A 24,694-nucleotide genomic window follows, 5' to 3' on the forward strand; every position below is an offset into this window, starting at 1 on the left:
TTTCTTCAATCTCTTCAATCTCTTCAATCTCTTCAATCTCTTCAATCTAAAATCTAAAATCTAAAATCTAAAATCGACTGATTGCATTCACCGCAAGAAACGGGTGGCTTTGAGCCTACTCTATGGCTAAAGTGAGGAAACATCAAAATTCCTTTGACTTACACTAGATGATTTCGATGCAGAATGCGAGTGTCTATGCTAGCGAAGATTATCACCGGATTGCTCGGGCGATCGCCTTTATGCGACAACACCACCTAAACCAGCCGAATCTGGCAACTGTGGCCCAGCACATAGGACTGAGTGAATATCATTTTCAACGGCTATTTACTCAATGGGCCGGCATTAGCCCCAAGCGGTTTTTGCAATATCTGACAGTTGAATATGCCAAGTCAAAAATCACTCAGACTAAAAGCCTTCTCGACCTAACATTGGACGTGAGACTATCGAGCCCCGGACGATTGCACGATTTATTTGTGAACTTAGAGGCAATGTCACCAGGGGAGTTCAAAGCAGGCGGAGCAGGTTTGCAAATTCGCTATGGCATTCATGATACCCCGTTTGGCACATCTCTAATCGCGACAACTACCCGCGGTATTTGTAATCTTTATTTCTTGGATACAACAGACGAAGAAACCGCCGCACAAAGACTGCGATTGGCCTGGAAAAATGCTGAAATTATCCGCGATGAGCAAACCACTCAATCATTGCGTGACCTGATTTTCAATTCAGAAACTCTCAGCGAGCAAAAACCACTAACGCTCTTGGTAAAAGGCACTAACTTTCAGATTCAAGTTTGGCGAGCACTTTTGAAATTGCCATTTGGTGCGATCGCCACCTATCAAACTATAGCTCAAATGGTAGCACGCCCAACTGCTGCTAGAGCTGTAGGAAATGCGATCGGTAAAAATGCGATCGGCTATCTAATTCCCTGTCACCGAGTCATTCGAGAATCTGGGGAACTCGGCGGCTTTGGCTGGGGAGTAGAGCGTAAAACAGTCATGTTAGGTTGGGAAGCTAGCCGTACAATCTGCGGAACCACCCTCGCAGGAATAGAGCGATCTAACGGTGTCAATCACCCGCCGCAGACTACCTCCGCTACCAACACATAACCTCTGTGCGATCGGGTGCATGGGCGTTATTGTGCTGCGTAGCCTAGAGAACTTTTAATAACCTCCGACTTCAATCACCGTTCTTTTTTCCCGACCGAAAGCATCCAGGATACAAGCCCCCGGATTCATTCCGAAAGCAGACTCAGGACCGGGGAAATAAAAAACCTGTATCCGATGAAACTTGCCCCCCGAATTTATCCGTGGGGTCAATGCTTCAATTCTTTAATCTAAAATCTAAAATCTAAAATCTAAAATCGATTGACCATCCCATCTCAACAACTGTGCGTATCTCGTAATCAGCAAGTTCACGCTTTAAAGGTCGTGGGGCACATTCATCAAGCAGGATTCGCATAGGCTGTCAGCATTTCCTTGGCTAATTCAAGAGCTGCAATTGTCTGTTCCCGACTAACACTAGGGAAATGGTCTAGAAATACCTCTAATGAATCACCAGCCTTAAGATAATCAAGTAGGGTTCTCATTGGTACACGAGTCCCAACAAAAACAGGGGTTCCCCCCAGAATATCGGGGTCGCTATGAACAACACGGGATGTTAATGTCATAACAAATTTAGCCAACTGGCTACCAGCTTTTACAACAATTGTATCCCAAAGTCATTTAATTTTCCTGAGCAGAATGCCCAAAGGAGCGCTAGCATCCATTTCATCTAAACCTACAACTGTTAGCAGTTTAGGCTGGGAAGCTAGCCATACAATCTGCGATCGATCCCGATAGCATTACTATTTTTGCTACTGGCCTTCGCAATCGATCGCAGATAAATTTCAGGGTGCAAGGTCGATCGAGGAATTCGCAATATGTCAAAATACACTAGAAACATTGTGTATCGCCAGTTTTTCAATGACGCTGCCTACCGGATCTCGTTCTCCTGCTTTGTTCCAAACGCTTTCGCTGGTAGCTGACCCGATCGCATTTTTCGATCGCTATTCTGCCAAATACGGCGATACATTTACCGCCCGCGTGTTGGGGCCCGCTTCGCCCCCCGTGGTGTTTCTGGGCAGTCCAGAAGCGATTCAGGCGGTGTTTACGACCTTAGCCGATGCCTTTGAGTTTGGCAAAGTGACCAACATATTTCGCCCGCTGGTGGGAAATGAATCCCTAATTATGAATGAAGGGCCGCGACATCTGCGACAGCGACAGCTATTAATGCCCGCCCTCCATCGGGAACAGTTGCACAGTCAAGGGCATTTGATTGTTGATTTGACGAAAAAGCAGACGATCGACTGGAAAGCCCCAGATGCGATCGCAGTGCGCGAAGAAATGTCAGAAATTTCGCTGCAAGTAATCTTGCAAGTCGTGTTTGGATTAGTGCCGGGAGAGCGCTACGAACGCCTGAAATACTTGCTCAGCAAGCTTTTAGAGGCGATTACCTCTGAACTCTACTCCATGCAATTTTTCTTTGAACCGTTGCAGCAAAATTTGGGACCTTGGAGCCCGTGGGGGCAGTTTTTGCAGCAGATGGCGCAGATTGACTCGCTGATTTATGCGGAAATTGCCGAGAGGCGATCGCATTCTCTCGATTCGTCTCGCACGGATATTCTGTCAGTGTTGATGATGGCCCGCGACGACACGGGCGAATCCCTCGGCGATCGAGAATTGCGCGATCAGTTGATGACGCTGTTGTTGTTGGGACATGAAACGACTGGATCGGCGTTGACTTGGGCGTTTTACTGGCTGCATCAGTTTCCCGAATGCCTTGCTAGGTTGCGGAAGGAATTGGATGAATTAGGCGAGAATCCCGATCCGATCGCGCTTTCGCAGTCGCCCTACTTAACAGCAGTCTGCAAGGAAGCGCTGCGCGTTTATCCAATTGCCTTAATTTCGCAGCCGCGCAAGGTGAAACGGACGATCGAACTCGAAGGCTATACATATCAACCGGGAACGATTTTAATCCCCTGTGTCTATTTGGCGCACCGTCGCCCTGAAACCTACGAAAATCCCGCTCAATTCAATCCCGATCGCTTTTTAGAACGCAAGTTTTCCGCCTCTGAATTTTTACCGTTTGGAGGCGGGAGTCGAAGCTGCATCGGGATGGCGTTATCGATGTTTGAAATGAAGCTGGTTTTAGCAACGGTGCTGTCTTCGCGTGAGTTTGTATCGAATCTCGATCTGCCAATTCGTCCGGCGCGCCGGGGAATCACCTTTGTGCCGCCCGATCGGTTTCGATTAAAGGTTGTGGGCGATCGGCGTTAGATTCATTGAAAAGCCGTGTCAAGCAAGATATGTTATAGAAATCGAACATGAAAACCCCCTGACTTTAGTCCGGGGATGAAAGGGAGAAGGAGGCTTTAGCCTCCCAGTATCTTTCATTAGATCTTAGGATTGCAACTTAGGATACAACTCTGTAAAGTCTTGTAAACACTTTGATGATATTAAGCTAGTGCTGTTAGCATAAGAATATCGTGATGAGGTCGAAGTCATGCTAGTTTTTGAATTCAAAGCATACGGAAAAAAGCAGCAATTCGATGCTGTAGATGAAGCAATTAGAACAGTGCAGTTCATCCGTAACAAAGCATTGCGCTTTTGGATGGAAAACCAAAAAGTCAACAAGTATGACTTAAATAAGTACAGTGCTGTTTTAGCTAAAGAATGGACGTTTTGCGATGAACTCAACAGCATGGCTCGACAATCAAGCGCAGAAAGAGCGTGGTCGGCAATCGCCCGATTCTACGACAACTGTAAAAAGAAAATCCCAGGAAAAAAGGGTTTTCCGCAGTTTCAGAAAGACAATCGGTCGGTCGAATATAAAACGACCGGGTGGCGGATGGCAACTGACCGAAAATCTATCACTTTTACCGATAAAAAAGGCATCGGAAAACTCAAGCTGAAAGGAACGCGAGACTTACATTTCTATCAGCTTAGTCAAATTAAGCGAGTGCGCTTAGTCAAACGAGCCGATGGATACTACATCCAGTTTTGCGTTCAAGTTGACCGTTCCGAGAAGATTGAAGTTACAGGTAATTCTATTGGATTAGACGTGGGGCTCAAAGAGTTCTACACAGACTCCTTAGGTGTTACAGTCGAAAATCCGCGTTTTCTGGGCAAAGGAGAGCGCCGACTAAAGAAAGCCCAAAGGCGCCTTTCAAAGCGAGTCAAGGGTTCAGAAAATAGAAAAAAAGCTAGGGTAATTATAGGGAAACGCCACCTCAAAATAAGTAGACAGCGTAAAGATTTTGCCGTGAAGTTAGCAAGATGCGTCATCCAGTCAAACGACTGTGTAGTCTATGAAGATTTGAGGATCAAAAACATGGTGAAGAATCACTGCTTAGCTAAATCGATTAACGACGCATCTTGGTATATGTTTCGAGTGTGGATGGAATATTTTGGTAAAGTATTCGGAAGAATTACAATTGCCGTACCAGCCCACGGGACGAGTCAAGAATGCTCTAGCTGCGGAACCATTGTTAAGAAAAGTCTATCAATGCGAACTCACGCTTGTCGGTGTGGATGTGTATTAGATCGCGATCGCAACGCAGCTAAAGTAATCCTAAGTCGGGGATTGAGTACGGCGGGGCACGTCGGAACTTGGATCTCAGATCCGAACGCTTGTGGAGAGTTGACCGCTACCGATGTTGAAGTAATTCTGCATCGGCAAGTCGATTCTGCGAATCAAGAATCCCCTCGGCTTTAGGCCCGGGAGTGTCAATCGATGAAAATCCCAGCAACTTTGTCTCCATTCATCGTCATGTGTACCACAAATTCATCTCCACCATTTTCAAAACTCAGCTTCCACAAATAAATCTGACAATTACCTTGTTTTAGCTCACCAAAATAATTAATTGAGTATCCCTTTTCCAGGCGGGAAGCGAGTTGCTCGCTAACATCGTCAAACATTTTTTGTGTAATGCTCGCTTTGTAGCCTGCATCGCCCACTGTTGTAAAAAGCTCGTAATTTTTCGATGCCGTGGCCTCCAAGATAACCTGCAAACAATCAATGACCTTTTGAGAGGGGGCTGTCAAGTTCATGATGATGTCCTTTAGTTAGGGTTTGATCAAAATCAGTAACAAATGGCGCTGTTAATAGTTCCTACGTCGGTCTAATATCAAATCCGGTGTGCATGGGAATTATTTATCCGTAGGGGGCGCGAGCGCAGAAATTTTAAAATCCACAGATTAGACTATTTACACTCATGCACCACCCCAAGAACTGAATAATATCGATGCAACTTTACTATTTATAGCAGTTTTCAATCGAATTAAATAAAGACAGCTTTAGACACGGCAGTGCCGTGTCCTACCCGATATCTTCTGTAGTGCACTATACTGAAAAGCGCTACATTGCCTCAGCAACAATAGTGCGGTGTCGGACTGTATTGCAAGTAATTGTCGGCTGGGCAAAACCAGAATCAACTAAAGCTTGCTCCATATCCAACCCAAAATACTGATCCAAATAAGGCTCCGTACTCTTGAGCAAAGTCAAAATATAAGGAGGCATTTTGGCATAAACTTCCGACTGAGGATTCATATCCATAATTGTCAAATGTCCGCCAACACGCAGCAAACGCCTAGCTTCCCGGAATATTTCTCTAGTAGCTTTCTGCGGCAATTCGTGACAAACTAAACACATAGAAACTAAATCAAAAGCCGCCGCCGGTAAACCAGTAGATTCAGCAGCAGCGTGAACCCAAGTCGGAGACTTTTGATTGGAAAATTCAGATTCTCGCTGTTGCGAACGGTATTTAGCAACTGCTAAAAAATAAGGCGACAACTCCACCCCAGTCATCTTCGCTTCCGGGTAAACCTCCCCAAGAGCAAAGGTACTCATTCCCACACTGCATCCCAAATCAACAATATCCTGCGGTGAAGAAGCAATTTGAGATTTGATGACTTCGTGATAGCTGGCGCGGAGTTTAGCATCGCCTTCTGCACCTGCTTCCGGCCAAATTCCCGCATGAACTGTACGGGCGGCAACTTCAAATTCTGTAGCAGCTTCCCAGCTCATATTACCTTTTTCATAAGCGTGAAATGAAGTTAGATAATATTTCGGGTAAACCAGATCGGGATTTTGGACGCTGAGCAATTCTGCATCCCAATTCCGGGACAAAAGTGCTTGGACTTCTTGTCGCCAATGCACTCCGATTTTTTCGGCTCTTTTCATCATCATTTCCCGCGCTTGGTGCTTGGCTAGATTAGCTAAAGGTTTGATGGAAAGGACGCCATTTACTAAACGCGAGGCTACTCCGGGACTTTTGTTAATTGCAACAGTCATCTTTTAGGTTTTTCTATTTTGCGCCCTCTATTTTAACACGTTTGGGCGATTTGGAGGTGGTCAATATAATGAAACTTAACTTGGTGCCGGCGAGTGAAATGCAAATGTTTGGTGAAAAAGATTTTTTTTATGAACCGCAGAGGGCGCAGAGAACGCAGAGGAGCGAGAAGAAAGAAAAGATCGGAGGATTGTAAAACTGGCTCTAGTCGTGTAATATTTATTTGCGCCTACCTACTTCGTTCTGGGGAATTTACCCGCAATCGGGAATCGGATTTGCCGAAGTTGGAGTATTTGGAAGAACACTTTAAATCGGGCTATTCAGGAGTTGGTGATGAGCAAATCTATTGTGGAATTGGTTGACAATTTGCCGTCGGGTGGCGTCACTGTGAAGATGTTAAAATCTCTCGATTTTGTGGTTCCGGGCGAGTGGAACAATCTAACGGGTTTTGATAATACTATTGAAGCGGTTACAGGGGAAACAAAGCGCAAATTAGTTGGGAAAATTCGCGATCGCGCGATCGAGCTTTACGCCAACCCCAACGAGCCATATCAAGGCGTAGTCAGGCTTTACCAGTTAGCAGACAGCGCCGACAGTGCGTTAGGTGCAACGGCTATGGCGAATAAAATCGGCGAAAACATCGGCTTTCTTTCCTTTCTCAACCGCCTCACTCCCAAAGCTGACACAACTCAAACGATCGACTTGTGCATCAAAGTGGCGATCGAGCTAATTGCCTTCTGCCAACTTAACAATATTTCCCTTGACAATGTAGGAAGCTTTGGTAATTATTTATCAAATTACAAAAGCGAATCTGTGATGCGGATGGCTGCTTTAGTGTGTGCTGACGGTTTAATTCCCCTTGGCCCGGACTTCATTAGAGTAGCACAAAATACCCTAGGCGGATTGAATCCTTCAACCTTGCAGCAAAACTCAACGTTCCAAAATATCAGCAACCTAATTCCGGGCGCAAATAATTCACAAAAGTTCGGATTTGTGACAGCAACTTTTGCCTCAGCGCAAGGTTGGATGAACAATTTAGTACAGTCTCGCGGCTTAACTCCCGCCCTAGTTATGGGCAATCTCAAGCAATACATTGATGTTGCCGATGACAAATTGGATTATGTGGCGGCGTTTTTAGACATGAGTACTAATTATTACGAACATACGGGTATTCAGACGGTTGCTCGCCGATTGATCGATCGAGCTTATGCTGAAATAGCCTCTGGCAGATTCTAGAAAAGTCGTCGATCATCATTCTCAAGAACAGGCTTTCCGGCCTGTTCCACAAAAATTAAATTTTATTGGGGGGTGGGCTTCTAGCCCGCCCTGAAGGGCATTATTGCAAATGATCCAAGATATAAAGGGAACAAACCTCGTCGCTCATCATTTTAAAAAACAGGCATCTTGCCTGTTCTACAAAAATTAAATTTATTGTGGGCCGTTGCTCCTAGCCCGCCCGGAAGGCGGGAGTGCATTATTAATTGCTGAAACCATTGCTTACTTTGCCTTCTTCCTTCTTCCTTCTTCCTTCTTGCTTCGGCTGTGAGTTAAAATAAGCAGATTATGTTTAGCAAACCTCTTTTAATCGCCTTGTGAAAAACAAATCGCTTCCTTCATCCGTAACAGTCAAGCTAGGGAAATTTGTCTGGACATCAATGTGGCAATTAATGATGTCAAAACTAGCGCCGCCCGATCGCACCGGAGCATACATTCGCCCCAGCAGCAGTTTCCGCAACTTTGTCAGCACTGCACCAGACAACCCTCACGGGCCCGCTGCGGGACGCTATCGCCTCTTCGTGGGTAAAGGGTGCCCTTGGGCGCACCGCACTCTGGTGACGAGAGCGCTCAAAGGGCTGGAAGATGCGATATCGGTGTCGATTGTCTATCCCTCTGAAGGGGGAATGTGGGTGATGGAGTCGGAGACTTTTGGCTGCAACACGATGCCGGAACTTTACCAGTTGGCTTTACCGGGCTATCAGGGGCGGTGTACGGTGCCGGTGCTGTGGGATGAGTCGAAAAAGACGATCGTCAATAACGAGAGTTCGGAAATTATTGTGATGCTAAACTCGGAGTTTAACGAGTTTGCTAATAATCCTCAAATGGATCTTTATCCTCTGGATTTGCGAGAACAAATTGACGAGTGGAATGAGAAGATTTACCAATCGGTGAATAACGGCGTTTATCGCTGCGGTTTCGCGCAATCTCAAGCTGCTTATGACTCGGCTTGCAGTGAATTGTTTGCTGTTTTAGACGAGATCGATCGCTCGCTCTTGAGGAGTCGCTACCTTTGTGGCGATCGGGTGACTTTAGCAGACGTGCGGCTTTTTACTACTCTATTCCGTTTTGATGCTGTTTATTACAGCTTGTTCAAATGCAATGTGCGCCGCATTCAGGATTACGAGCATTTGGGAGCTTATCTGCGCGATTTGTACCAGTTACCGGGAGTTGCTGGCACTTGCGATTTGGAGGCTGTGAAACGCGATTATTACGGCAATTTGTTCCCGCTGAATCCCGGCTGCATTATCCCCGCTGGGCCCGATCCGGCGAGTTTACTCAAAGCTCACCATCGCGCAGGGCTCAGAAACCGGGTTTCTTAACAAAATCCGGCGTGAAGATGCCAGAATTATCGCAGAAACCCGGTTTCTTGGATGGTTGGGCGATCGCGCAGGGAATCAGAAACCGGGTTTCTTCACTTAATCGGGCGTGAGGATACCAGAATTATCGCAGAAACCCGGTTTCTTCAACCTTTTATTCTTCAAAGGTTAAATACTGGATTAATTTATCGCTTTTGGAATGATATTTTAAAAATAAACGATAAGCATCTGCTGAGTGAAATTGCGATCGCATTCCATCTATTTTAGGTAAACTCCCTTGGCGCAAATCAATATATTCTTGATAGCTGGAAAACTCCCCATCGTCGGCTTTTTCAACTATATTAGCACAGACTAGATTTAAATGAATATAGCGAGTGAGGTTTAATAAATAGTCTTCTCTCTCTACATGAATCGCCTGAAACCTTCCCTGAAACAGTGAACCCACTCTTTGATAGCGTTTATTGATAGCCTTAGCATAAGACAGAGTAAATGACTGCATCAGCTTGGAAAAATCATTCGTTTGCAGGTAAACTAATAAATGATAGTCGTTCGGCATCAAACAATAAGCAATAATATCGACACCATGAGTAATCAGATGGTTTATTAATTGACGTAAAAAATAAATATAGTTTTCTCGCTCAAAAAAGATAAGCTGACGGTTATTACCTCGGTTATAAACATGGTAGTAATTACCCGCTTGGAAGATAATTTGGCGACGTGGCATATCAGAGGATAGGTGAGTGGCTAGCGGAAGGGGAGGGCTCAGAAACCGGGTTTCTTGCCCAAATCTTCGGCGAAGATGCCAAAATAATCGCAGAAACCCGGTTTCTTGGCTGAGGCTGAGGGGCGATCGCGTGGGGCTCAGAAACCGGGTTTCTTAACAAATCGGGCGTTATCATGCCAAAATAATCGCAGAAACCCGGTTTCTTGGATGGTTGGCAGGGACTCAGAAAAATCCGGCGTGAGGATGCCAGAATTATCGCAGAAACCCGGTTTCTTGGACAACGAAGATTCGACTTCTAACTTCCCGATAAAATCTCTTCGAGTGCTAATTTCAGCGTCGGGTATTGATATTGAAAACCACTAGCTAAAGTTTGTTTAGGCAACACTTTCTGCCCTTCCAAAACAAGTTTTGCCCCGTCTCCCAACAGCATTTCTAATGCAAAACCTGGCACCGGCAACCAAGAAGGTCGCTTTAAAACTTCCCCTAAAGTTTGACACAATTCATTCATCCGCACCGGATTCGGTGCTGTCGCATTCAAAACACCTTCAACTTGCGGATTTTGCAAAGCGTACAGAATTAAATCAACCACATCCTCGCGATGAATCCAAGAAAACCACTGTTTCCCAGTGCCGAGGGGGCCGCCTGCAAATAGTTTAAAAGGTGGCAGCATTTTTGCCAGCGCGCCTCCCATTCCCAAAACTATCCCCAGCCGCAAAATTGCTAGCCGCGTTCCCGCATTTTTGGCAGGTTGGGCGGCTGCTTCCCAGTCTTTGCAAACTGCAGCTAAAAAATCGTTTCCCGCAGGGCTCGTTTCGTCAAACTCAGCGGTTTCGCTGGTTCCGTAATAGCCGATCGCCGATGCGCTAACAAACACAGATGGTCTAGGATTAGCATTGACGATCGCCTCGACCAATTTTGCCGTCGTCAGTTTGCGACTGTCCAGAATCGCTTGCTGGCGCGCCTCCGTCCACCTTTCCTCTGCAATCGGCACTCCTGCTAAATTGACAACAGCGTCGCAGCCAGCGATCGACTTTTGCCAATCACCAGACTCCGCTGGAGTATACGCGACAACTTCCAAATTTGGATAAGCTGAAGCGGGAAAAACTCGGCCAGCCTTCGCCGCATCCCTGCTCAAAACCACCACTTGATGTCCCGCAGCTTGCAGTTTCTCCACCAGCCGGCTACCTACAAATCCCGTTGCTCCAGCGATCGCTACTTTCATCTTTTACCAATAATGCACAGTTCTAGCAGTTTAGACGATCGTCCAAACTTGTTTTGAATTATACAAAACTAGAGCGTCGGCCCGCTCGCCTCCCCACAAGCTTTCTGTATTTTGATTAAACTGATATGGACGCGAGGAACACAAACCATGCCAGCAAAAAAATCAAAGCTTCTAATTGCTGCCTCCACCGTCGCAGCAGGTAGCGCTGCGGTCTACTTTTACTTCCAGGGTTTGAGCCAACAAGTATCCAACCCTCAAGACAGCGCCAAAGTTGTGCCCGACGAAGCAATGATGGCCGCGTTTATCTCCCCCAATCCCCAAGCGTTGGCCCAGTTACAGCGATTTGGCACGCCAGGAGCTCAAAAGTTGATCGGTCAGGGTTTGCAGGGCTTTCAAGAACAAAGCTTGGCAGGCACTCAAATCGATTTTGACAGGGACTTAAAGCCTTGGCTGGGGGGGGTGATGGTTGCTTTGCTGCCCCCTGATGCTGCGACGAATACAGAGCCTCCAAAACTGCTGGTAGTAGTCAGTGTGAAAAATAAAATTAGCGCTTGGAATTTTGCTAATAAATTAAAATCTCAGCCCGGTGCAACTACTCAAGAAACCGAGTATAAAGGAGTTAAAATTTCTGAGATTGCAGAGCCAACTGGCAAGCGCTACAGTGTGGCTTTGCTGAACGACCAATTAGTGATGGCTCCTTTGAAAAAGCCTGTGGAATTGGCGATCGATACTTTTAAAGGAGAACCCTCCCTCGCTACGCAGCAGAGTACAACTAAGTTTTTTGCAGAGAGTGCTGGTGTCAAGAATCCGATCGCAACTGTTTATATTGCTCACTATCCGGTGGCTATTGAGCAATTGAAAGCTAATGTGCCCGCAGATATCCAGTTGCCTTGGACAGTGTTTTCGCAGTTCAAACAAGTTAAGTCTTTGGTAGCGGGAATTGGAGCAGATAGTGAGGGATTGAGGGTAAAAACTATTGCTCAGTTAGACCCTAAATTCGTGCAGCCAAATCCACAATTCGCATCGAAATTGTTGCCCAGATTTCCCGATGAAACTATTGCTTTAGTCGGCGGCAAGGGAATCGATAAAATTTGGTCGCAAGCAACCGCTGAGGCAAAAGATAGCCCGGAAGTTGACAGGGGAGTTCAGCAGGTGAGGGATAGTTTTAAGCGGTTGGATCTGGATGCGGATCGAGAGGTTTTTGGTTGGATGAACGGGGAATTTGCGATCGGGGCGATCGGTTCCAATCAAGGGATTCTGTCTCAGTTGGGGATGGGGGCGGCGATGATTTTTGAAACCAGCGATCGCCCTGCTGCAGAAGCAACTCTGAAAAAACTCGATGCGATCGCCAAAAGCAATCCTACAGTCAGCGTCGCCCCTAGAACCGTTGAGGGCAAAGAGGTTACGGAGTGGCAAATACCCCAGCAAGGAACTTTATTCGGACACGGTTGGCTGAATGAAAATTCTGTGTTTGTAGCTTTCGGCGGGCCTTTAGTTGATGTGATTACTTCGACGCCACCGCAACCGCTAAGCAGCAGTCCGAGTTTTCAGGCGATCGCTACTTCTTTACCGCGGGCAAACCAAGGTTACTTTTACATAGATATGGAAAAAACCATGTCTTGGGCTAACCAATATTTGCTCGCAGTACAGCCAAATTTAGTTTCGCCGCCTGCCGCTGAATTGCTGAATTCTCTCCGAGGAGTTAGCGTAGCCACAGCTTCTACGAAACCGACAACTGCTGAGTTGGAGATGCTTTTTGCCTTCAAATCTAACCGGTAATTTTTCCTTCTATCCTTCTATCCCTTAATATCGTTTCCGGTTGCATCGGAATAATCAAATCGAGTCAACAGTTAACACTCAACCATTCAGTTTTTCGACCCGCCCGTCAACGCCGTCAACGCCGTCAACGCCGTCAACAATTCCGCAGGAGTGCAACCGGAATTGATATAAATCCCGATTCACTGCGCGTGGCCGGAGTTTTTCCTGACCAAAAAAAGATGCTGCCCTCCACAGAGGGCAGCTACTCAAATAAAGCATCTTAAAGTCTCTCAAAACTTCAGAATTAACCTTCAGACATTCCCGATTTATTCGGCAATTGCAAGTCATCAGGATCTACATAGTGACAAACTGCTTTGTCCATGCAAATCAAGGCCCAGCCGGATTTATCGATGCTCATCAACTTGTAAGAAGCTGGCTGAATAAAGAAACCTTTGTGGTTGCGGGTTGCTGGTTTGATGTTAACGTGGCTGTCAGTGCTCATGTTTTTACAACTCCTAGTATTATGGTAGAAAAATCTGAAAACCGCTGAGCGGGTTTGTCAATCGTCTAAGTCTTCAAATACTAGCACTGACTTCCTGAGTTTTCCATAAAGTTATTTATTGATTTATTACGATATCGTAATAAACCGCAAAACCGATTTCTTCGATCCCCGCCCAAAAATCGACTTGTTTGCGTGGTTACGGCTCCAGAAGCCACTGTTTAACGCGGGCGAGACTCTTCCAGTCGGGTTTTCTCTTTAATCCTTCTTCAAAATTTTTTTTAACTTCGTCTAGCAACTCTTCGGAAGCCATCACTAATTGCTGAGCCACTTCTACGTGGGGGCGCACTCCTTTATCTTTGAGATCCAGGATCGCTACTGCTAGGTTGATGCGAGCTTGGGGGTCGTGAGGGTTCAATTTAACGGCTGTTTTCGCTGCCTTTTGAGCCGGTGCAGGTTTATTTTCCAACAGGTAGAGCCACGCGAGGCTAGCCCAGGCATTGCCATTTTTGGGAGCTTTTTCGCACACTTCTTTAAACACGGGGATCAGATTAGCCGGGGCTTCGCCAGCTTGGTAGCGATCGAAACCGTCTTTAAACAATTCTTCAGGGGTCATTCGATTTTAGATTTTGGATTTTAGATTTTAGATTGATTGAAAGCATCCGTGCGGGACACTCCTAAGTCAATCCGAGGTTCTGCAATTTGGGATTTTGGATTCAATAATTGCTTGAAAGCATTGGGTGCGGGACAAAGGAACCCAATCTGATGCTAATGGTCGATCGCCATTGTCGGTGAACGGTGAGCAATTAGCTTCAGACCAATTACCGATGCCCCATGCCCGTGCCCCAAGCAATTTTCCCCTTTAAGCTGAAAAAGAACTGCCACAACCGCAAGTTTGAGTAGCGTTGGGGTTGGTAAACTTAAAGCCGCCCCCGATCATAGCATCGCTGAAGTCGAGAACCAAACCGTAGAGATAAAGAATGCTTTTGCGATCGCAAACTACCTGAAAACCGTCGTAGTCGAACACTTCATCGTCGGATTTCACAGTGCTTGGATCTGCGAAATCCATCACGTAGGACATTCCAGAGCATCCGCCCTGGCGCACCCCTACCCGCAAGCAGAGGTCTTTACCTTGTTTTTCTCTCAGGGCTAAAACTTGACGGACAGCAGAGTCCGTCATTTGAATTCCCCGCTTTTGTGAAGTGGCTTGAGTCATAATGTGCCGAACTCCTGAGATTGTCTAATGCTAAGAGTTTAATCTTATGCCTCCATTGTACAGGCATTCGCCAGAAGGCATGGGGTTAGATGGTGAAGGCAGAATTTTTACCTTCTAATTTTTAATTCCCGTGGGGCCTAGTTCCCCAGCTTGATGTCCTCTCCCCCTATAGGGTTTATGATTGAGAAGCAGCGGTTGACCGGCTACCGGCACCGCAACAATGCTTCACCCAACGGGCTTACTCTATGGCAGCGCTGAATCGCTCTACTCTTCGTCGGCTACAAAACTTACCTCAAATTCCCAGCGTGTGGGAGGGCGATCGCCGACCCTTATCTAATGCTGACTCACACATGATGCTAGATGACGATGACGTTCTCGAAGCTGGTGGCGAGTGCATTCTCTGGGTGGACGGTTCTGAAGGCGTCGTGAGGGCTATGGACATGGTAGGCCCAGATGCCGGCCCAGAGGCGATCGTCCGGGCCCTGCTACGGGCAATGGAACATCCCCAAAGTCCGGCTCCCGCAGTCCGCCCCCAAAAAATAGTAGTTAAAAACCGAGAAATTCAATTTTATCTGCGGGGCGTACTTCAAGATTTAAGCATTTCCATTGACTACGTGCCGGAATTGCCCTTAATTGACGAAATATTTCGCGGCATGGAAGAGGTCGCAATCAACAGACCTCCTGACTTACCCCCCCAGTATGCTGAAGTTTTAATGGAAAAAGCGGCTCAAATTTGGCAGGACGCTCCGTGGCGGACTTTGAGCGAACACCAAATTATATCTATTGAAATCAATCAGTGGGATGTCGCCAGCCTCTACGTGTCCGTATTGGGGCAAGGCAGAATGGATTACGGAGTTTTACTTTACCGTTCTCTAGAATCCTTGAAACGGTTTCGAGAACGAGTCGTCAATAATGATGAATCTTTTGAAGATTTAGAACAGGCTTTTTTAGGGCAAGACTGTTTGTTTCTTACCTTTGAAAGTGCAGCAGATATTGATGAGGACGACGAGGACGAAATTGATTTAGCAGATTTGCCTCCATCGGAAATTGAACCAAATTTCGGCAACCTACATCCTTTAGAAGGATTGCGATCGATTCTTTACGAAGAAGAAGCCCTCACGATGTTAGTTGCTCTCGAAGCATTTCATCGCTTTTTCCGCAACGGTCGCCGGAAATTGGGATCAGACACTTTTCCCACTCTTAGCAGCCGCTACCGCATCCCAGTTCCGCAGGCTGACGGAGAAATTCAACAAGTATCCGTTAAAGTTTCGACCATGCCCGAAGTGTCAGACGAATTATTACAGATGCTCGGTGATGACGATGATGACGATGATGACGATGATGATGAATTTGACAAGCCACTGCTGCGGGACGATTTGGTGCCGCAAAATTCATTTTTGAGTCTCGGCGCCGTACCTTGGGAAACGGTAGAGTTCCTGCGCCAAAGTGTGCAGTTTCACCAAGGTGCAGAAATTGATATTAATACCGCCGGAGATGGTTTGCCGGTGGTGATGATCCAAACTTCTCATCCGAAGGCAAAAACTATGATTCAGGATTTGAAAGAAGCTGGAGGCGTGAAGGGGATTGGTTTTAATCCGGGCGAAAATCCTTTTCAGGATGAGCAATACGACTTGGGTATTTTGCAAACTAAAAATGGTGAACTGTATTTGTTTGGAGAGTTTAATGAAGACGATCCGGTGCATCAGGAGGCCCGCAAGAAGTGGGATCGCCGCTGTAAATTAACCAACGGTTGGTGCGGTTTGATTATTGCTAAAGGGTTGATGGGTGCTTCTCGCGGTCAGCCTCAGTTTAAGGATATGATCGCTTTGCTTGAGGTGCGTTGGGTGTCTGCTAAAGACTTGGGAATTGGGCCACTTCAGTTGATGCCGATGTTTTGAAGGAAGAAGGAAGAAGGAAGGAGGAAGAAGGAAGAAGGAAGAAGGAATATGTAAGGTGCGCAATGCGCACCCTACTTAGTGAATTATTAAGGATAATGATTATGTCAAATTCTACTCAAAAGCGAGAAGTGTTAGTCGCCCTTGATGCTGAATTCGCGGAGAAAATAGATCAGCTTACTGATGATTGGACGGAGGCGATCGAACAAGCTCTCCGTCTCTGGTACGCTAAGCAAATCGAAGATAAGTTGCGGAAGTTTTATCAAAACCGCAGCCAAGAAGATATTGAGGATGAAAAAGAATGGTTTAATTTGGTAGAGGAACAGATAGAAGAAACATGGAGCAGCGATGGACTCTAACTCAACAGCGAACACTTATCCTCGCCAAGGTGAGATTTACCTTTCAAGAGCTTTGCGTCAGTTAGGAGATACCAAAAAAAGACCTGTAGTTGTGGTTTCTCCCGATATCCGCAACGAGTTTACGGATTCTGTCATTGTTGTTCCTTTCACCAGTAACCTTGCAGGAGTAGAAAATCCTACTCGCGTCTTGATTCCTGCGGGTGAGGGAGGATTGCAAGCTGATTCTCTAGCTGTATGTGAAAACGTTTCTGCTTTGCGACAGACATTTCTAGAACAAGGCCCTTACGGTCAAATTAGTGCTGTGTCTTTGGTCAGAATTCAGAGGGCTATGCAAGTGTCGATCGGCATTTATGAACTTTGAATGTTTCGGAAATTCTAAAATTTGTTACAATCTGTAAAAATACTGGAAAGGATAGGTAAAATGCGGGTTGCGATCGCAGGTGCGGGACTAGCTGGAATGACCACAGCAGTCGATTTAGTGGAGGCCGGCCACCAAGTAGAAATTTTTGAATCCCGCCCCTTTGTCGGCGGAAAAGTCGGCAGTTGGGTAGATCCCGACGGCAATCACGTTGAAATGGGTTTGCACGTCTTCTTCGGCTGTTATTATAACTTATTTGCCCTGATGAAAAAAGTGGGAGCGTTTGACGATTTGCTCCTCAAAGAACACGTCCACACTTTTATCAATCGAGGTGGCGAAACTGGTTCTTTAGATTTTCGCTTTCCAGTGGGTGCTCCTTTGCACGGATTGAAGGCGTTTTTCACGACATCTCAGCTATCCGTACAAGACAAAATTCAAAATGCGATCGCCCTGGGAACTAGCCCCATCGTCCGAGGTTTGATAGACTTTGACGGGGCAATGAAAACTATCCGCGATTTGGATAAAATTAGCTTCGCTGACTGGTTCCGCAGTCAAGGTGGGAACCAAAACTCGCTCAAAAGAATGTGGAATCCGATCGCCTACGCACTGGGTTTTATCGACACTGAAAATATTTCTGCCCGGTGTATGTTGACAATATTTCAATTCTTTGCATCAAAAACAGAAGCCTCTGTCATGCGGATGCTGGCCGGTTCTCCCAACGAATATTTGCACAAACCAATTGTGGAATATTTGGAAAAGAAAGGAGCAAAAATTTACACGCGGCGCAGAGTCCGAGAAATTCAGTTTGAAGAAGGCGAAAAAACCCGCGTGACAGGCTTGGTGGTAGCTAACGGCGAAACAGAAGAAAATATTACCGCAGACGCTTACGTTTTCGCCTGCGACGTGCCGGGAATTCAGAAAATATTGCCCCCAGCTTGGCGCAAATGGTCAGAATTTGACAACATTTATAAGTTAGATGCGGTGCCGGTTGCTACAGTACAATTGCGGTTCGACGGTTGGGTAACGGAACTGGAAGACGAAGCCAAGCGCAAACAGTTGAGTCATGCTGTAGGAATCGATAATTTGCTATATTCAGCAGATGCAGATTTTTCTTGTTTTGCAGATTTGGCGCTGACAAGTCCCAAGGATTATTATCAAGAAGGACAAGGCTCGCTGCTGCAGTTGGTGCTGACACCGGGAGATCCGTTTATTAAACAAAGCAATGAGGCGATCGCCCAACACGTACTCAAACAAGTTCAGGATTTATTCCCCTCAGCGCGGGAATTAAACATGACTTGGTACAGTGTAGTTAAGCTCGCTCAATCTTTGTATCGCGAAGCACCGGGAATGGATGTTTTCCGCCCTGCTCAAAAAACTCCGATCGCCAATTTCTTTCTAGCAGGAAGTTACACTCAGCAAGACTACATTGATAGCATGGAAGGAGCGACACTTTCAGGCCATCAAGCGGCTAAGGCAATTCTCGAAGCTTACAGTCATTAGTCATTAGTCGTCTCTCGTTTTCTCTGGTTCCCAGGATCTGCCGGGGAACCAGAAAAAAACAATTCTTCAATCTAAAATCTAAAATCTAAAATCTAAAATCGCATGACTGATTGGTTAGAACACAGTGTCCAAGTAGAAGTGGCAATTCCCATCGAATTAGCGTGGCAACTCTGGTCAGATTTAGAGCAAATGCCGCGCTGGATGAAGTGGATAGAATCTGTTCATGTTCTCGAAGAAGATCCAGAATTGTCTCGCTGGAAACTCGCAACTGGCGGGTTAGAATTTAGCTGGCTTTCTCGGATTCTCAAAGTAGTACCGAATCAGATAATTCAGTGGGAATCGGTAGACGGTTTGCCAAATCGAGGTGCCGTAAGATTTTACGATCGCAAAGACAGCAGTATCGTCAAGCTGACAGTGGCTTACGGAATTCCCGGCTGGCTGGGAAAATTGATGGATAACCTATTTCTGGGCCGAGTGGTTGAATCGACAATTCAGGCTGACTTGGAAAGGTTTAAAGAGTATGCTCTGAAAGTGAAAGCGACATCTTAAATTCTGAGGACTAAAGTCGTTTGGTTTTTAATTGTAACGCGAGAGTCGATCGCCCCCCGGCCTCAGTATCATAAAGATGTGCTGCTGATTCCTTCTCGGTTCAGTTATGAGTTACTGCCTAAACCCCGCCTGTCAAAACCCGCAAAATGCCGATCGTACCCAATTCTGCCTGAATTGCGGCTCCAAACTGTTGCTGAGAGAGCGTTACCGCGCCATCAAACCCCTGGGGCGCGGCGGTTTTGGTCGCACTTTTTTAGCAATAGACCAAGACAAACCCTCAAAACCCCGCTGTGCAATTAAACAGTTTTTCCCCCTATCCCAAGGTACCAGCAGCAGCGAAAAAGCAGCAGAATTATTCAACCGAGAAGCGGTGCGGCTGGACGAGTTGGGGAAACATCCGCAAATTCCCGAACTGCTGGCGCACTTTCAGCAGGAACGCTATCAGTATTTGGTACAGGAATTTATAGAAGGTCAGAATTTACAGGAAGAGTTGGCGCGGACTGGGCCTTTTAGCGAAAGTCAGATTCTCAGTCTGCTGAAGGATTTATTGCCAGTATTGCAGTTTGTGCACGATCGCAGTGTAATTCACCGAGATATTAAACCGCCCAATATTATCCGCCGCCGCCTTTCTCAAACTCCCATCATTTATACTTACCCCACCTTAACCGGGGAATTAGTTTTAGTTGATTTTGGCGCTGCAAAACTTGTGGAGGGTTTGAGAGAAACCGGTACAGTCATCGGTTCTCCAGAATTTGTGGCGCCGGAACAAATTAGAGGTCAAGCGGTTTATGCCAGCGATTTGTACAGTTTGGGAGTAACTTGCATTTATTTGCTGACTCAAATATCTCCTTTTGATTTGTTCGATCTCAATCAAGATGCTTGGGTTTGGCGAGACTTTTTGAAAGTTCCAATCGATCCGAAATTAAGTCGCATCCTCGACAAAATGATCGAATCAAGTCTCAGTCGGCGCTACAAATCTGTAGCTGAGGTATTGAAAGATTTGCAGCCTCAGTCGGCGGGGGCGGGCACGGGGACACCGCCCCTACCACCGCCTAAAATTTCCGTGCCGCAGAGAACGCCGGCGGTGCAGAATGCAGTGCCGCCAACGGTTGCAGGCACAATCATACCTGTGCCGCCGATGCAGCGGGTTGTACCCGCACGCGCGCCTACTTGGAGGTGTGTTCATACTCTGGTAGGGCATTCTAATGCTGTTACGTCGGTAGCTTTCAGTCCTGATGGCGCGACTTTAGCTAGTGGCAGTGAGGATAAGACGATTGAGATGTGGAAGTTGGATTCGGGTAAGCGGTGGTACACTCTGACGGGTCATTCTGACTGGGTGACTTGTGTGGCGTTTAGTCCTGATGGCGCGAGTTTGGCTAGTGGCGGCCGGGACAAAATGATTCATATTTGGGATTTGAATAAGGGTAAGTGGTGGTATGCTTTGGCTGGTCATTCTGACAGGGTTTCTGCTGTGGCGTTTAGTCGAGATGGTCAGGTTTTGGCTAGCGGCAGTCGGGACAAAACTGTGCAGTTGTGGAATTTGAATAAGGGAAGGCGGATGTCGGCTTTGACTGGTCACGCTGGCGGGGTGGAGGCGGTGGCTTTTAGTGCTGGCGGGGAGTTTTTGGCCAGTGGGAGTCGGGACAAGACTGTGCAGTTGTGGGATTGGCAAAATAATCGATCGATTTGTACTCTGGCAGAGCACGGGGATTGGGTGCGGGCGATCGTTTTTGCTCCGAACTCCCCCAGCCCCCCCTTGGTAAGGGGGGGAGTAGGAGAAGGATTGATTTTGGCGACGGGGAGTCGGGATGGTACGGCGAAGCTGTGGCGGGTGGATGCACAGGGGCGAGGGGCGCTGTTGCGGAGTATGAGGGACAATTCTGGGGATGTTTTGTGTGTGGCGTTGAGTCCCGATGGTCTGGTTTTGGCGACGGGGAGTCGGGATGGCACGATTTATTTGTGGGATGCGGGCACGGGGGGTTTGCTGGAAATTCTGACGGGCCACGGGGGAGAGGTTTTGTCGGTGGCGTTTAGTGCTGATGGGGGGAGTTTGGCTAGCGGTGCGGGCGATCGAACTGTGAAGATTTGGCGGGGGATTGGGCATTAGGGGCGATGTCAAGAGTGCCCGCTTAAAAAATTCTCATATTTATGCTTGACAGGCGATCGAATGTTCTGCTACATTAGGAATTCGTGAGGACGCATAGCTCAGTTGGTTAGAGCACTACGTTGACATCGTAGGGGTCACTGGTTCGAGTCCAGTTGTGTCCATTAATTTCCCTGATTTATAAATCCAGAGTTTTAGGTTTGCCACCCTAGCAAAATTTTTGTTTTCCGCTCATCCTTCGCTCAGTCCGACTCTTCTAAGTAGCTGAGTATCTGCAAAACTGCTTCCATATCAGCCAAGTCTGCCCTCGACTTTTTGCGCCGCCCTTTCAACCCACATTCTGCAGATAGGAAAGCAGATTGAAGAATTAGAAAAATGAAGAACGGGCGTTGCTGGATTAAGGTATGATAAGCGCGCTCGCTCTTCATCTGACTCGATGGTAATGATTAATTTAATAGGAAACGGGAACACTATTAAACCAAAGAATAAGCTGTTGCGGGATTTAAATTGTCGGTCAAAAAACAATAAAAGTCTTGTGGGGTGGGCGTCCCGCCCGCCCAGAATATGCAATTTAAATGCGCGACAGCTTAAACCCAAACAACCCGGTTTCTCGTTGTCGCGATCGAGCTAAAATGGCCAAATTACGTGAAGAAATTGGGTTCTTGCGTCCTGGACTGTCAGCCTAACATTTCTCTAGCCATACCCCATTAAAAAGGATGCAAACACTACTAATTTCTCACAAATTCATTAGTTTTTTTAGAGGTATTTTCTATTATAGCGATCGCTAATTAGCTAGGTGCAAACCAATTTTACCTTGTCACAGAATGTAAAGCTATAATACACGATCGGTTGCTTCCTTAAGCTGCAAACGTTCTCAGTGCTTGCTTTACAGATTTTTGAAATAGATGGAAACCTCAAATCGAAACGCAATTAAATTCTAGAGCAAGTGTATTTCTCAGGTAAAATCGAGTCTAATCTTTTAATTGCTGAGGCATCGTCTCATGCCCATTCCCAAACTCAGTGAAACAACGATCGAGCTTCACACCTCTGCCCAATCCCTCAAGCGGGGTGAAGCTTACTATTTAGCTGGCAATGTTACTAGGGCAGTCCGGCGTGGCAATATGGTGCAAGCAGTAGTGGAGGGTTCCGAAGTAGAACCCTACCGTGTTACCCTGCCCTTTGATGATGCTGGATTAGCATCTACATTATTCTGCACTTGTCCTTACGAGAACGGTGGGTGGTGTAAACACATTGTGGCGACGCTGTTATTGTGTCTGCGGCAACCAGAAATAATTGAGCAGGGCCCGACATTGGAACAATTACTCGATCGCCTCAACGATGTACAAACCCAGCAATTAATACAGCATTTAGTAAAAAAAGAACCATCACTCATTGATGCGATCGAACAATACATTAACTTAAGTGCTATTCCTGCACCTTCAAACCAACCAACCAAAGCACCCCGCCACACCTCCATCGATCCTGCTCCATTGCGGCACCAAGTACGACGAATTTTGCGAGAGGCTGTGAGGTATTTGGAGGATGGATGGGAGGAAGACCCGATTACAGAAGAACTTTTAGATGTAATTCAGCGAGCCCAGGAATTTAGCGCACAGGGGGATGGCAACAACGCCTTAGTAATTTTAGAAGCCATCACCACAGCCTGCGTTGAAGATTGGAATGATGTAGAAGAGTTTGGCGCTGAAAATTATGAGATAGCTAACGCTTTGAATGAAGCTTGGACAGAAGCCATTTTGACGGCTCAACTAACTGCTGAAGAAGAAATCGATCTCCAGGTGATGTTAGAAGCTTGGCAAGATGAATGGAATTGTGATTTTAGCATGAGCTTGGAAGCTTTACGCCAAGGTTGGGACGACCCCCTACTCCAACAGGTACTTGAAGGAAACATTACTGGGTCAGGAGTTTGGGGTGGTGACGCACCAAAATGTGCTCGCGACTTAGCATTGATTCGCTTGCAAATCCTCGATCGCCAGGAACGCGATCGAGAATACTTATACTTAGCCCAAGCAGAAGGTTGTGCTCAACAATACTTGACGATGTTGACTCGTTTGGGGAGAGTAGAAGAAGCAGTGGAAGCTGCTGCTACCCAGATGCAATCAGCAGAAGATGCTTTTGCTCTGGTTCAAACTTTAAAGCAACAGGGAGCCTTAGAACAAGCTCTGAAAATTTGTCAAGCTGGGTTAAATTTGTCTGGTCATTGCCATTACGAACTGGCAATCTCGATGAGTGAGTTGGCTGTTGAGTTGGGGGACGACGAAGTTGCGTTAAATGCTCGAATCCAGATATTTAAAATCAAACCGTCTTTTAGAGATTATAGTTTAGTGAAGGAGTTAGCAAAAGATAATTGGCTAACTTTGAAATCTGACTTGTTAGCAACTCTGAAAAGTAAGGAAACTTGGAATTTTACTGACGCGCAGGTTGATATTTTTCTGGATGAGGGAATGATTGAAGATGCGATCGCCCTTGCTGATGACTTGGGTTATTACCACTCAGCACTGATTCACCGAGTAATGGGGGCTGCTATCAGCCACAGCCCCGATTGGGTAATCGCCAATGCTTGTCGGCGTGCTGCATCGATTATGGATCAAGGGAAATCAAGCGAGTACAATCTGGCGATTAAGTGGTTGGAAAAAGCCCGCGCTGCCTATTTACAAACTGGGCAAAATCTTCAGTGGTCTGCTTATCGTTCTCAACTGATGCAAGTACACAGTCGCAAGCGGAAGTTGATGGAAATGCTCAAAAGTCCCCATTTAGATTGAGCCTTAAGTTTACAGTAAACCCAAGTGAAAGCGACCCAACCCAGGAACGAATACACCTTACTTAATTTTTGCTTTCACCGCCCTAGATTCCACTGTGAATTCTGGAATATCTTGCAATTCTGTTTCGCTCAAACTGTACTGTTCGCAAACCAAACTCAAACGAGTTCCGGTACTTTTAACAGCGTTGACAGAGTGAGTCAAATCTCCTTGAAAATAGATCAGCGAGTTGGCTTGCGGCTTAATCTGCCCGACTTGCTGTTTGTTGCGCCGCAGTATCAATTCTCCCCCTTGCAAGTTGGGCGGTACTTGTACGTACAAAACGCTGACGGCTGCAGGAGGTTCAACTGTTTTGCAGTACGATCGCAAAGATCGATCGATATGCGGATCGACGCGGGAACCTTTACCCAGCAACAAAGGGTTGAGGTAAAAAGCATTGCATTCAGGCAGTAATGCTTGGTCTAGATAGGGTTTAAACAAGGGAAACCGCCGTTCTACTTCGGCGATTTCGGAACGTTGAAACACCACGGAAAACCCTTTTGTGCCAATGAAATCGCGGTTGAGGTTGTTGATTGCTAGATAGGGGGATGCTAGAATTGCTCCTCGCAAGTCGTTGAGGTAGTCGATCGAGAAAGCGTTAGGATGTTGGCTGTAGTATTTCAAGGCACTCAAAAATCATCAAAGTTTAAGGAAACAGCAGATAGAAATGCAGCAATTGCTCAGATTTGGGATTGCTTCGTTCCGCGCGGAGGACATCATAATGTTGATTTAAGTCCGCGTACTTAAATCAAAGGTTTTTCTTAACTGC

23 protein-coding genes and 1 tRNA gene are annotated in these 24,694 nt (G+C 46.5%); 14 read left to right on the plus strand and 10 right to left on the minus strand.

Annotation, left to right across the window (positions count from 1 at the left end):
* Positions 1-176 precede the first annotated feature (176 nt).
* Positions 177-1,109: a methylated-DNA--[protein]-cysteine S-methyltransferase gene (locus QUB77_RS02240; protein ID WP_333173287.1), complete on the plus strand. Its 933-nt coding sequence runs from the start codon at positions 177-179 to the stop codon at positions 1,107-1,109.
* Between the two features lie 335 nt (positions 1,110-1,444).
* Here QUB77_RS02240 and QUB77_RS02245 read toward each other — a convergent pair whose 3' ends face one another.
* A complete protein-coding gene (locus QUB77_RS02245) occupies positions 1,445-1,669 on the minus strand; it encodes a DUF433 domain-containing protein (RefSeq protein ID WP_333041786.1) in 225 nt (74 codons plus the stop codon).
* 295 nt (positions 1,670-1,964) lie between these two features.
* Here QUB77_RS02245 and QUB77_RS02250 point away from each other — a divergent pair, with 295 nt between their 5' ends.
* Positions 1,965-3,317 (plus strand): cytochrome P450, encoded by a 1,353-nt coding sequence (locus tag QUB77_RS02250; RefSeq protein WP_333173289.1) that lies wholly within the window; start codon positions 1,965-1,967, stop codon positions 3,315-3,317.
* A 226-nt stretch (positions 3,318-3,543) separates the two neighbouring features.
* Complete coding sequence (locus QUB77_RS02255; protein ID WP_333173292.1) at positions 3,544-4,755, plus strand: transposase; 1,212 nt, start codon at positions 3,544-3,546, stop codon at positions 4,753-4,755.
* A gap of 11 nt (positions 4,756-4,766) precedes the next feature.
* Here the strand turns inward: QUB77_RS02255 and QUB77_RS02260 are convergent, their stop codons facing one another.
* Together QUB77_RS02260 and QUB77_RS02265 are read right to left on the minus strand one after the other, a co-directional pair.
* Positions 4,767-5,090, minus strand: a complete 324-nt coding sequence (locus tag QUB77_RS02260) for a hypothetical protein (protein ID WP_333173295.1) — start codon at positions 5,088-5,090, stop codon at positions 4,767-4,769.
* Positions 5,091-5,397: 307 nt separating this feature from the next.
* Complete coding sequence (locus QUB77_RS02265) at positions 5,398-6,333, minus strand: class I SAM-dependent methyltransferase (protein ID WP_333173298.1); 936 nt, start codon at positions 6,331-6,333, stop codon at positions 5,398-5,400.
* 331 nt (positions 6,334-6,664) lie between these two features.
* Between QUB77_RS02265 and QUB77_RS02270 the strand changes: the two genes are divergently transcribed.
* Positions 6,665-7,567 carry a hypothetical protein gene (locus QUB77_RS02270; protein ID WP_333173300.1) on the plus strand — a complete coding sequence of 301 codons (903 nt, stop codon included), beginning with the start codon at positions 6,665-6,667 and terminating at the stop codon, positions 7,565-7,567.
* Positions 7,568-7,986: 419 nt separating this feature from the next.
* Positions 7,987-8,928 (plus strand): glutathione S-transferase C-terminal domain-containing protein, encoded by a 942-nt coding sequence (locus tag QUB77_RS02275; RefSeq protein ID WP_333173425.1) that lies wholly within the window; start codon positions 7,987-7,989, stop codon positions 8,926-8,928.
* A 151-nt stretch (positions 8,929-9,079) separates the two neighbouring features.
* Here QUB77_RS02275 and QUB77_RS02280 read toward each other — a convergent pair whose 3' ends face one another.
* Positions 9,080-9,649 (minus strand): transposase, encoded by a 570-nt coding sequence (locus tag QUB77_RS02280; protein WP_333173303.1) that lies wholly within the window; start codon positions 9,647-9,649, stop codon positions 9,080-9,082.
* A 295-nt stretch (positions 9,650-9,944) separates the two neighbouring features.
* Entirely contained in the window at positions 9,945-10,871 is a 927-nt protein-coding gene (gene thyD, locus QUB77_RS02285; RefSeq protein WP_333173305.1) for a thylakoid membrane protein ThyD, read from the minus strand.
* 147 nt (positions 10,872-11,018) lie between these two features.
* Between thyD and QUB77_RS02290 the strand changes: the two genes are divergently transcribed.
* Complete coding sequence (locus tag QUB77_RS02290) at positions 11,019-12,650, plus strand: DUF3352 domain-containing protein (protein ID WP_333173308.1); 1,632 nt, start codon at positions 11,019-11,021, stop codon at positions 12,648-12,650.
* A gap of 78 nt (positions 12,651-12,728) precedes the next feature.
* Here QUB77_RS02290 and QUB77_RS02295 read toward each other — a convergent pair whose 3' ends face one another.
* The 4 genes from QUB77_RS02295 to QUB77_RS02310 form a co-directional block, all read right to left on the minus strand.
* Positions 12,729-12,908 (minus strand): hypothetical protein, encoded by a 180-nt coding sequence (locus tag QUB77_RS02295; protein WP_333322820.1) that lies wholly within the window; start codon positions 12,906-12,908, stop codon positions 12,729-12,731.
* Positions 12,909-12,933: 25 nt separating this feature from the next.
* Positions 12,934-13,131 (minus strand): hypothetical protein, encoded by a 198-nt coding sequence (locus QUB77_RS02300; protein WP_006632682.1) that lies wholly within the window; start codon positions 13,129-13,131, stop codon positions 12,934-12,936.
* 196 nt (positions 13,132-13,327) lie between these two features.
* Complete coding sequence (locus tag QUB77_RS02305; protein WP_006632681.1) at positions 13,328-13,744, minus strand: tetratricopeptide repeat protein; 417 nt, start codon at positions 13,742-13,744, stop codon at positions 13,328-13,330.
* A 246-nt stretch (positions 13,745-13,990) separates the two neighbouring features.
* A complete protein-coding gene (locus QUB77_RS02310) occupies positions 13,991-14,344 on the minus strand; it encodes an iron-sulfur cluster assembly accessory protein (protein ID WP_333173311.1) in 354 nt (117 codons plus the stop codon).
* Positions 14,345-14,589: 245 nt separating this feature from the next.
* Between QUB77_RS02310 and QUB77_RS02315 the strand changes: the two genes are divergently transcribed.
* The 8 genes from QUB77_RS02315 (at position 14,590) to QUB77_RS02350 (ending at position 23,889) form a co-directional block, all read left to right on the plus strand.
* A complete protein-coding gene (locus QUB77_RS02315; protein WP_333173313.1) occupies positions 14,590-16,242 on the plus strand; it encodes a DUF6930 domain-containing protein in 1,653 nt (550 codons plus the stop codon).
* Between the two features lie 101 nt (positions 16,243-16,343).
* Entirely contained in the window at positions 16,344-16,598 is a 255-nt protein-coding gene (locus QUB77_RS02320; RefSeq protein ID WP_333173316.1) for a hypothetical protein, read from the plus strand.
* Positions 16,588-16,959: a type II toxin-antitoxin system PemK/MazF family toxin gene (locus QUB77_RS02325; protein ID WP_333173318.1), complete on the plus strand. Its 372-nt coding sequence runs from the start codon at positions 16,588-16,590 to the stop codon at positions 16,957-16,959. The genes QUB77_RS02320 and QUB77_RS02325 overlap by 11 nt, the downstream gene beginning before the upstream one ends.
* A gap of 60 nt (positions 16,960-17,019) precedes the next feature.
* Positions 17,020-18,456: a 9,9'-di-cis-zeta-carotene desaturase gene (zds, locus tag QUB77_RS02330; RefSeq protein ID WP_333173427.1), complete on the plus strand. Its 1,437-nt coding sequence runs from the start codon at positions 17,020-17,022 to the stop codon at positions 18,454-18,456.
* Positions 18,457-18,558: 102 nt separating this feature from the next.
* Entirely contained in the window at positions 18,559-19,005 is a 447-nt protein-coding gene (locus tag QUB77_RS02335; RefSeq protein WP_333173320.1) for an SRPBCC family protein, read from the plus strand.
* Between the two features lie 106 nt (positions 19,006-19,111).
* Positions 19,112-21,112 carry a serine/threonine-protein kinase gene (locus QUB77_RS02340; protein WP_333173322.1) on the plus strand — a complete coding sequence of 667 codons (2,001 nt, stop codon included), beginning with the start codon at positions 19,112-19,114 and terminating at the stop codon, positions 21,110-21,112.
* An 87-nt stretch (positions 21,113-21,199) separates the two neighbouring features.
* Positions 21,200-21,273, plus strand: a tRNA-Val gene (locus tag QUB77_RS02345).
* Between the two features lie 837 nt (positions 21,274-22,110).
* Positions 22,111-23,889 (plus strand): SWIM zinc finger family protein, encoded by a 1,779-nt coding sequence (locus QUB77_RS02350; RefSeq protein WP_333173324.1) that lies wholly within the window; start codon positions 22,111-22,113, stop codon positions 23,887-23,889.
* Positions 23,890-23,946: 57 nt separating this feature from the next.
* Here QUB77_RS02350 and QUB77_RS02355 read toward each other — a convergent pair whose 3' ends face one another.
* On the minus strand, positions 23,947-24,558 hold the full coding sequence (locus QUB77_RS02355; RefSeq protein ID WP_333173326.1) for a 2OG-Fe(II) oxygenase: 612 nt from the start codon (positions 24,556-24,558) through the stop codon (positions 23,947-23,949).
* Positions 24,559-24,694 lie beyond the last annotated feature (136 nt).

Origin of the sequence: Microcoleus sp. AT9b-C3 (assembly GCF_036705485.1) — a bacterium.
GTDB lineage: Bacteria > Cyanobacteriota > Cyanobacteriia > Cyanobacteriales > Microcoleaceae > Microcoleus.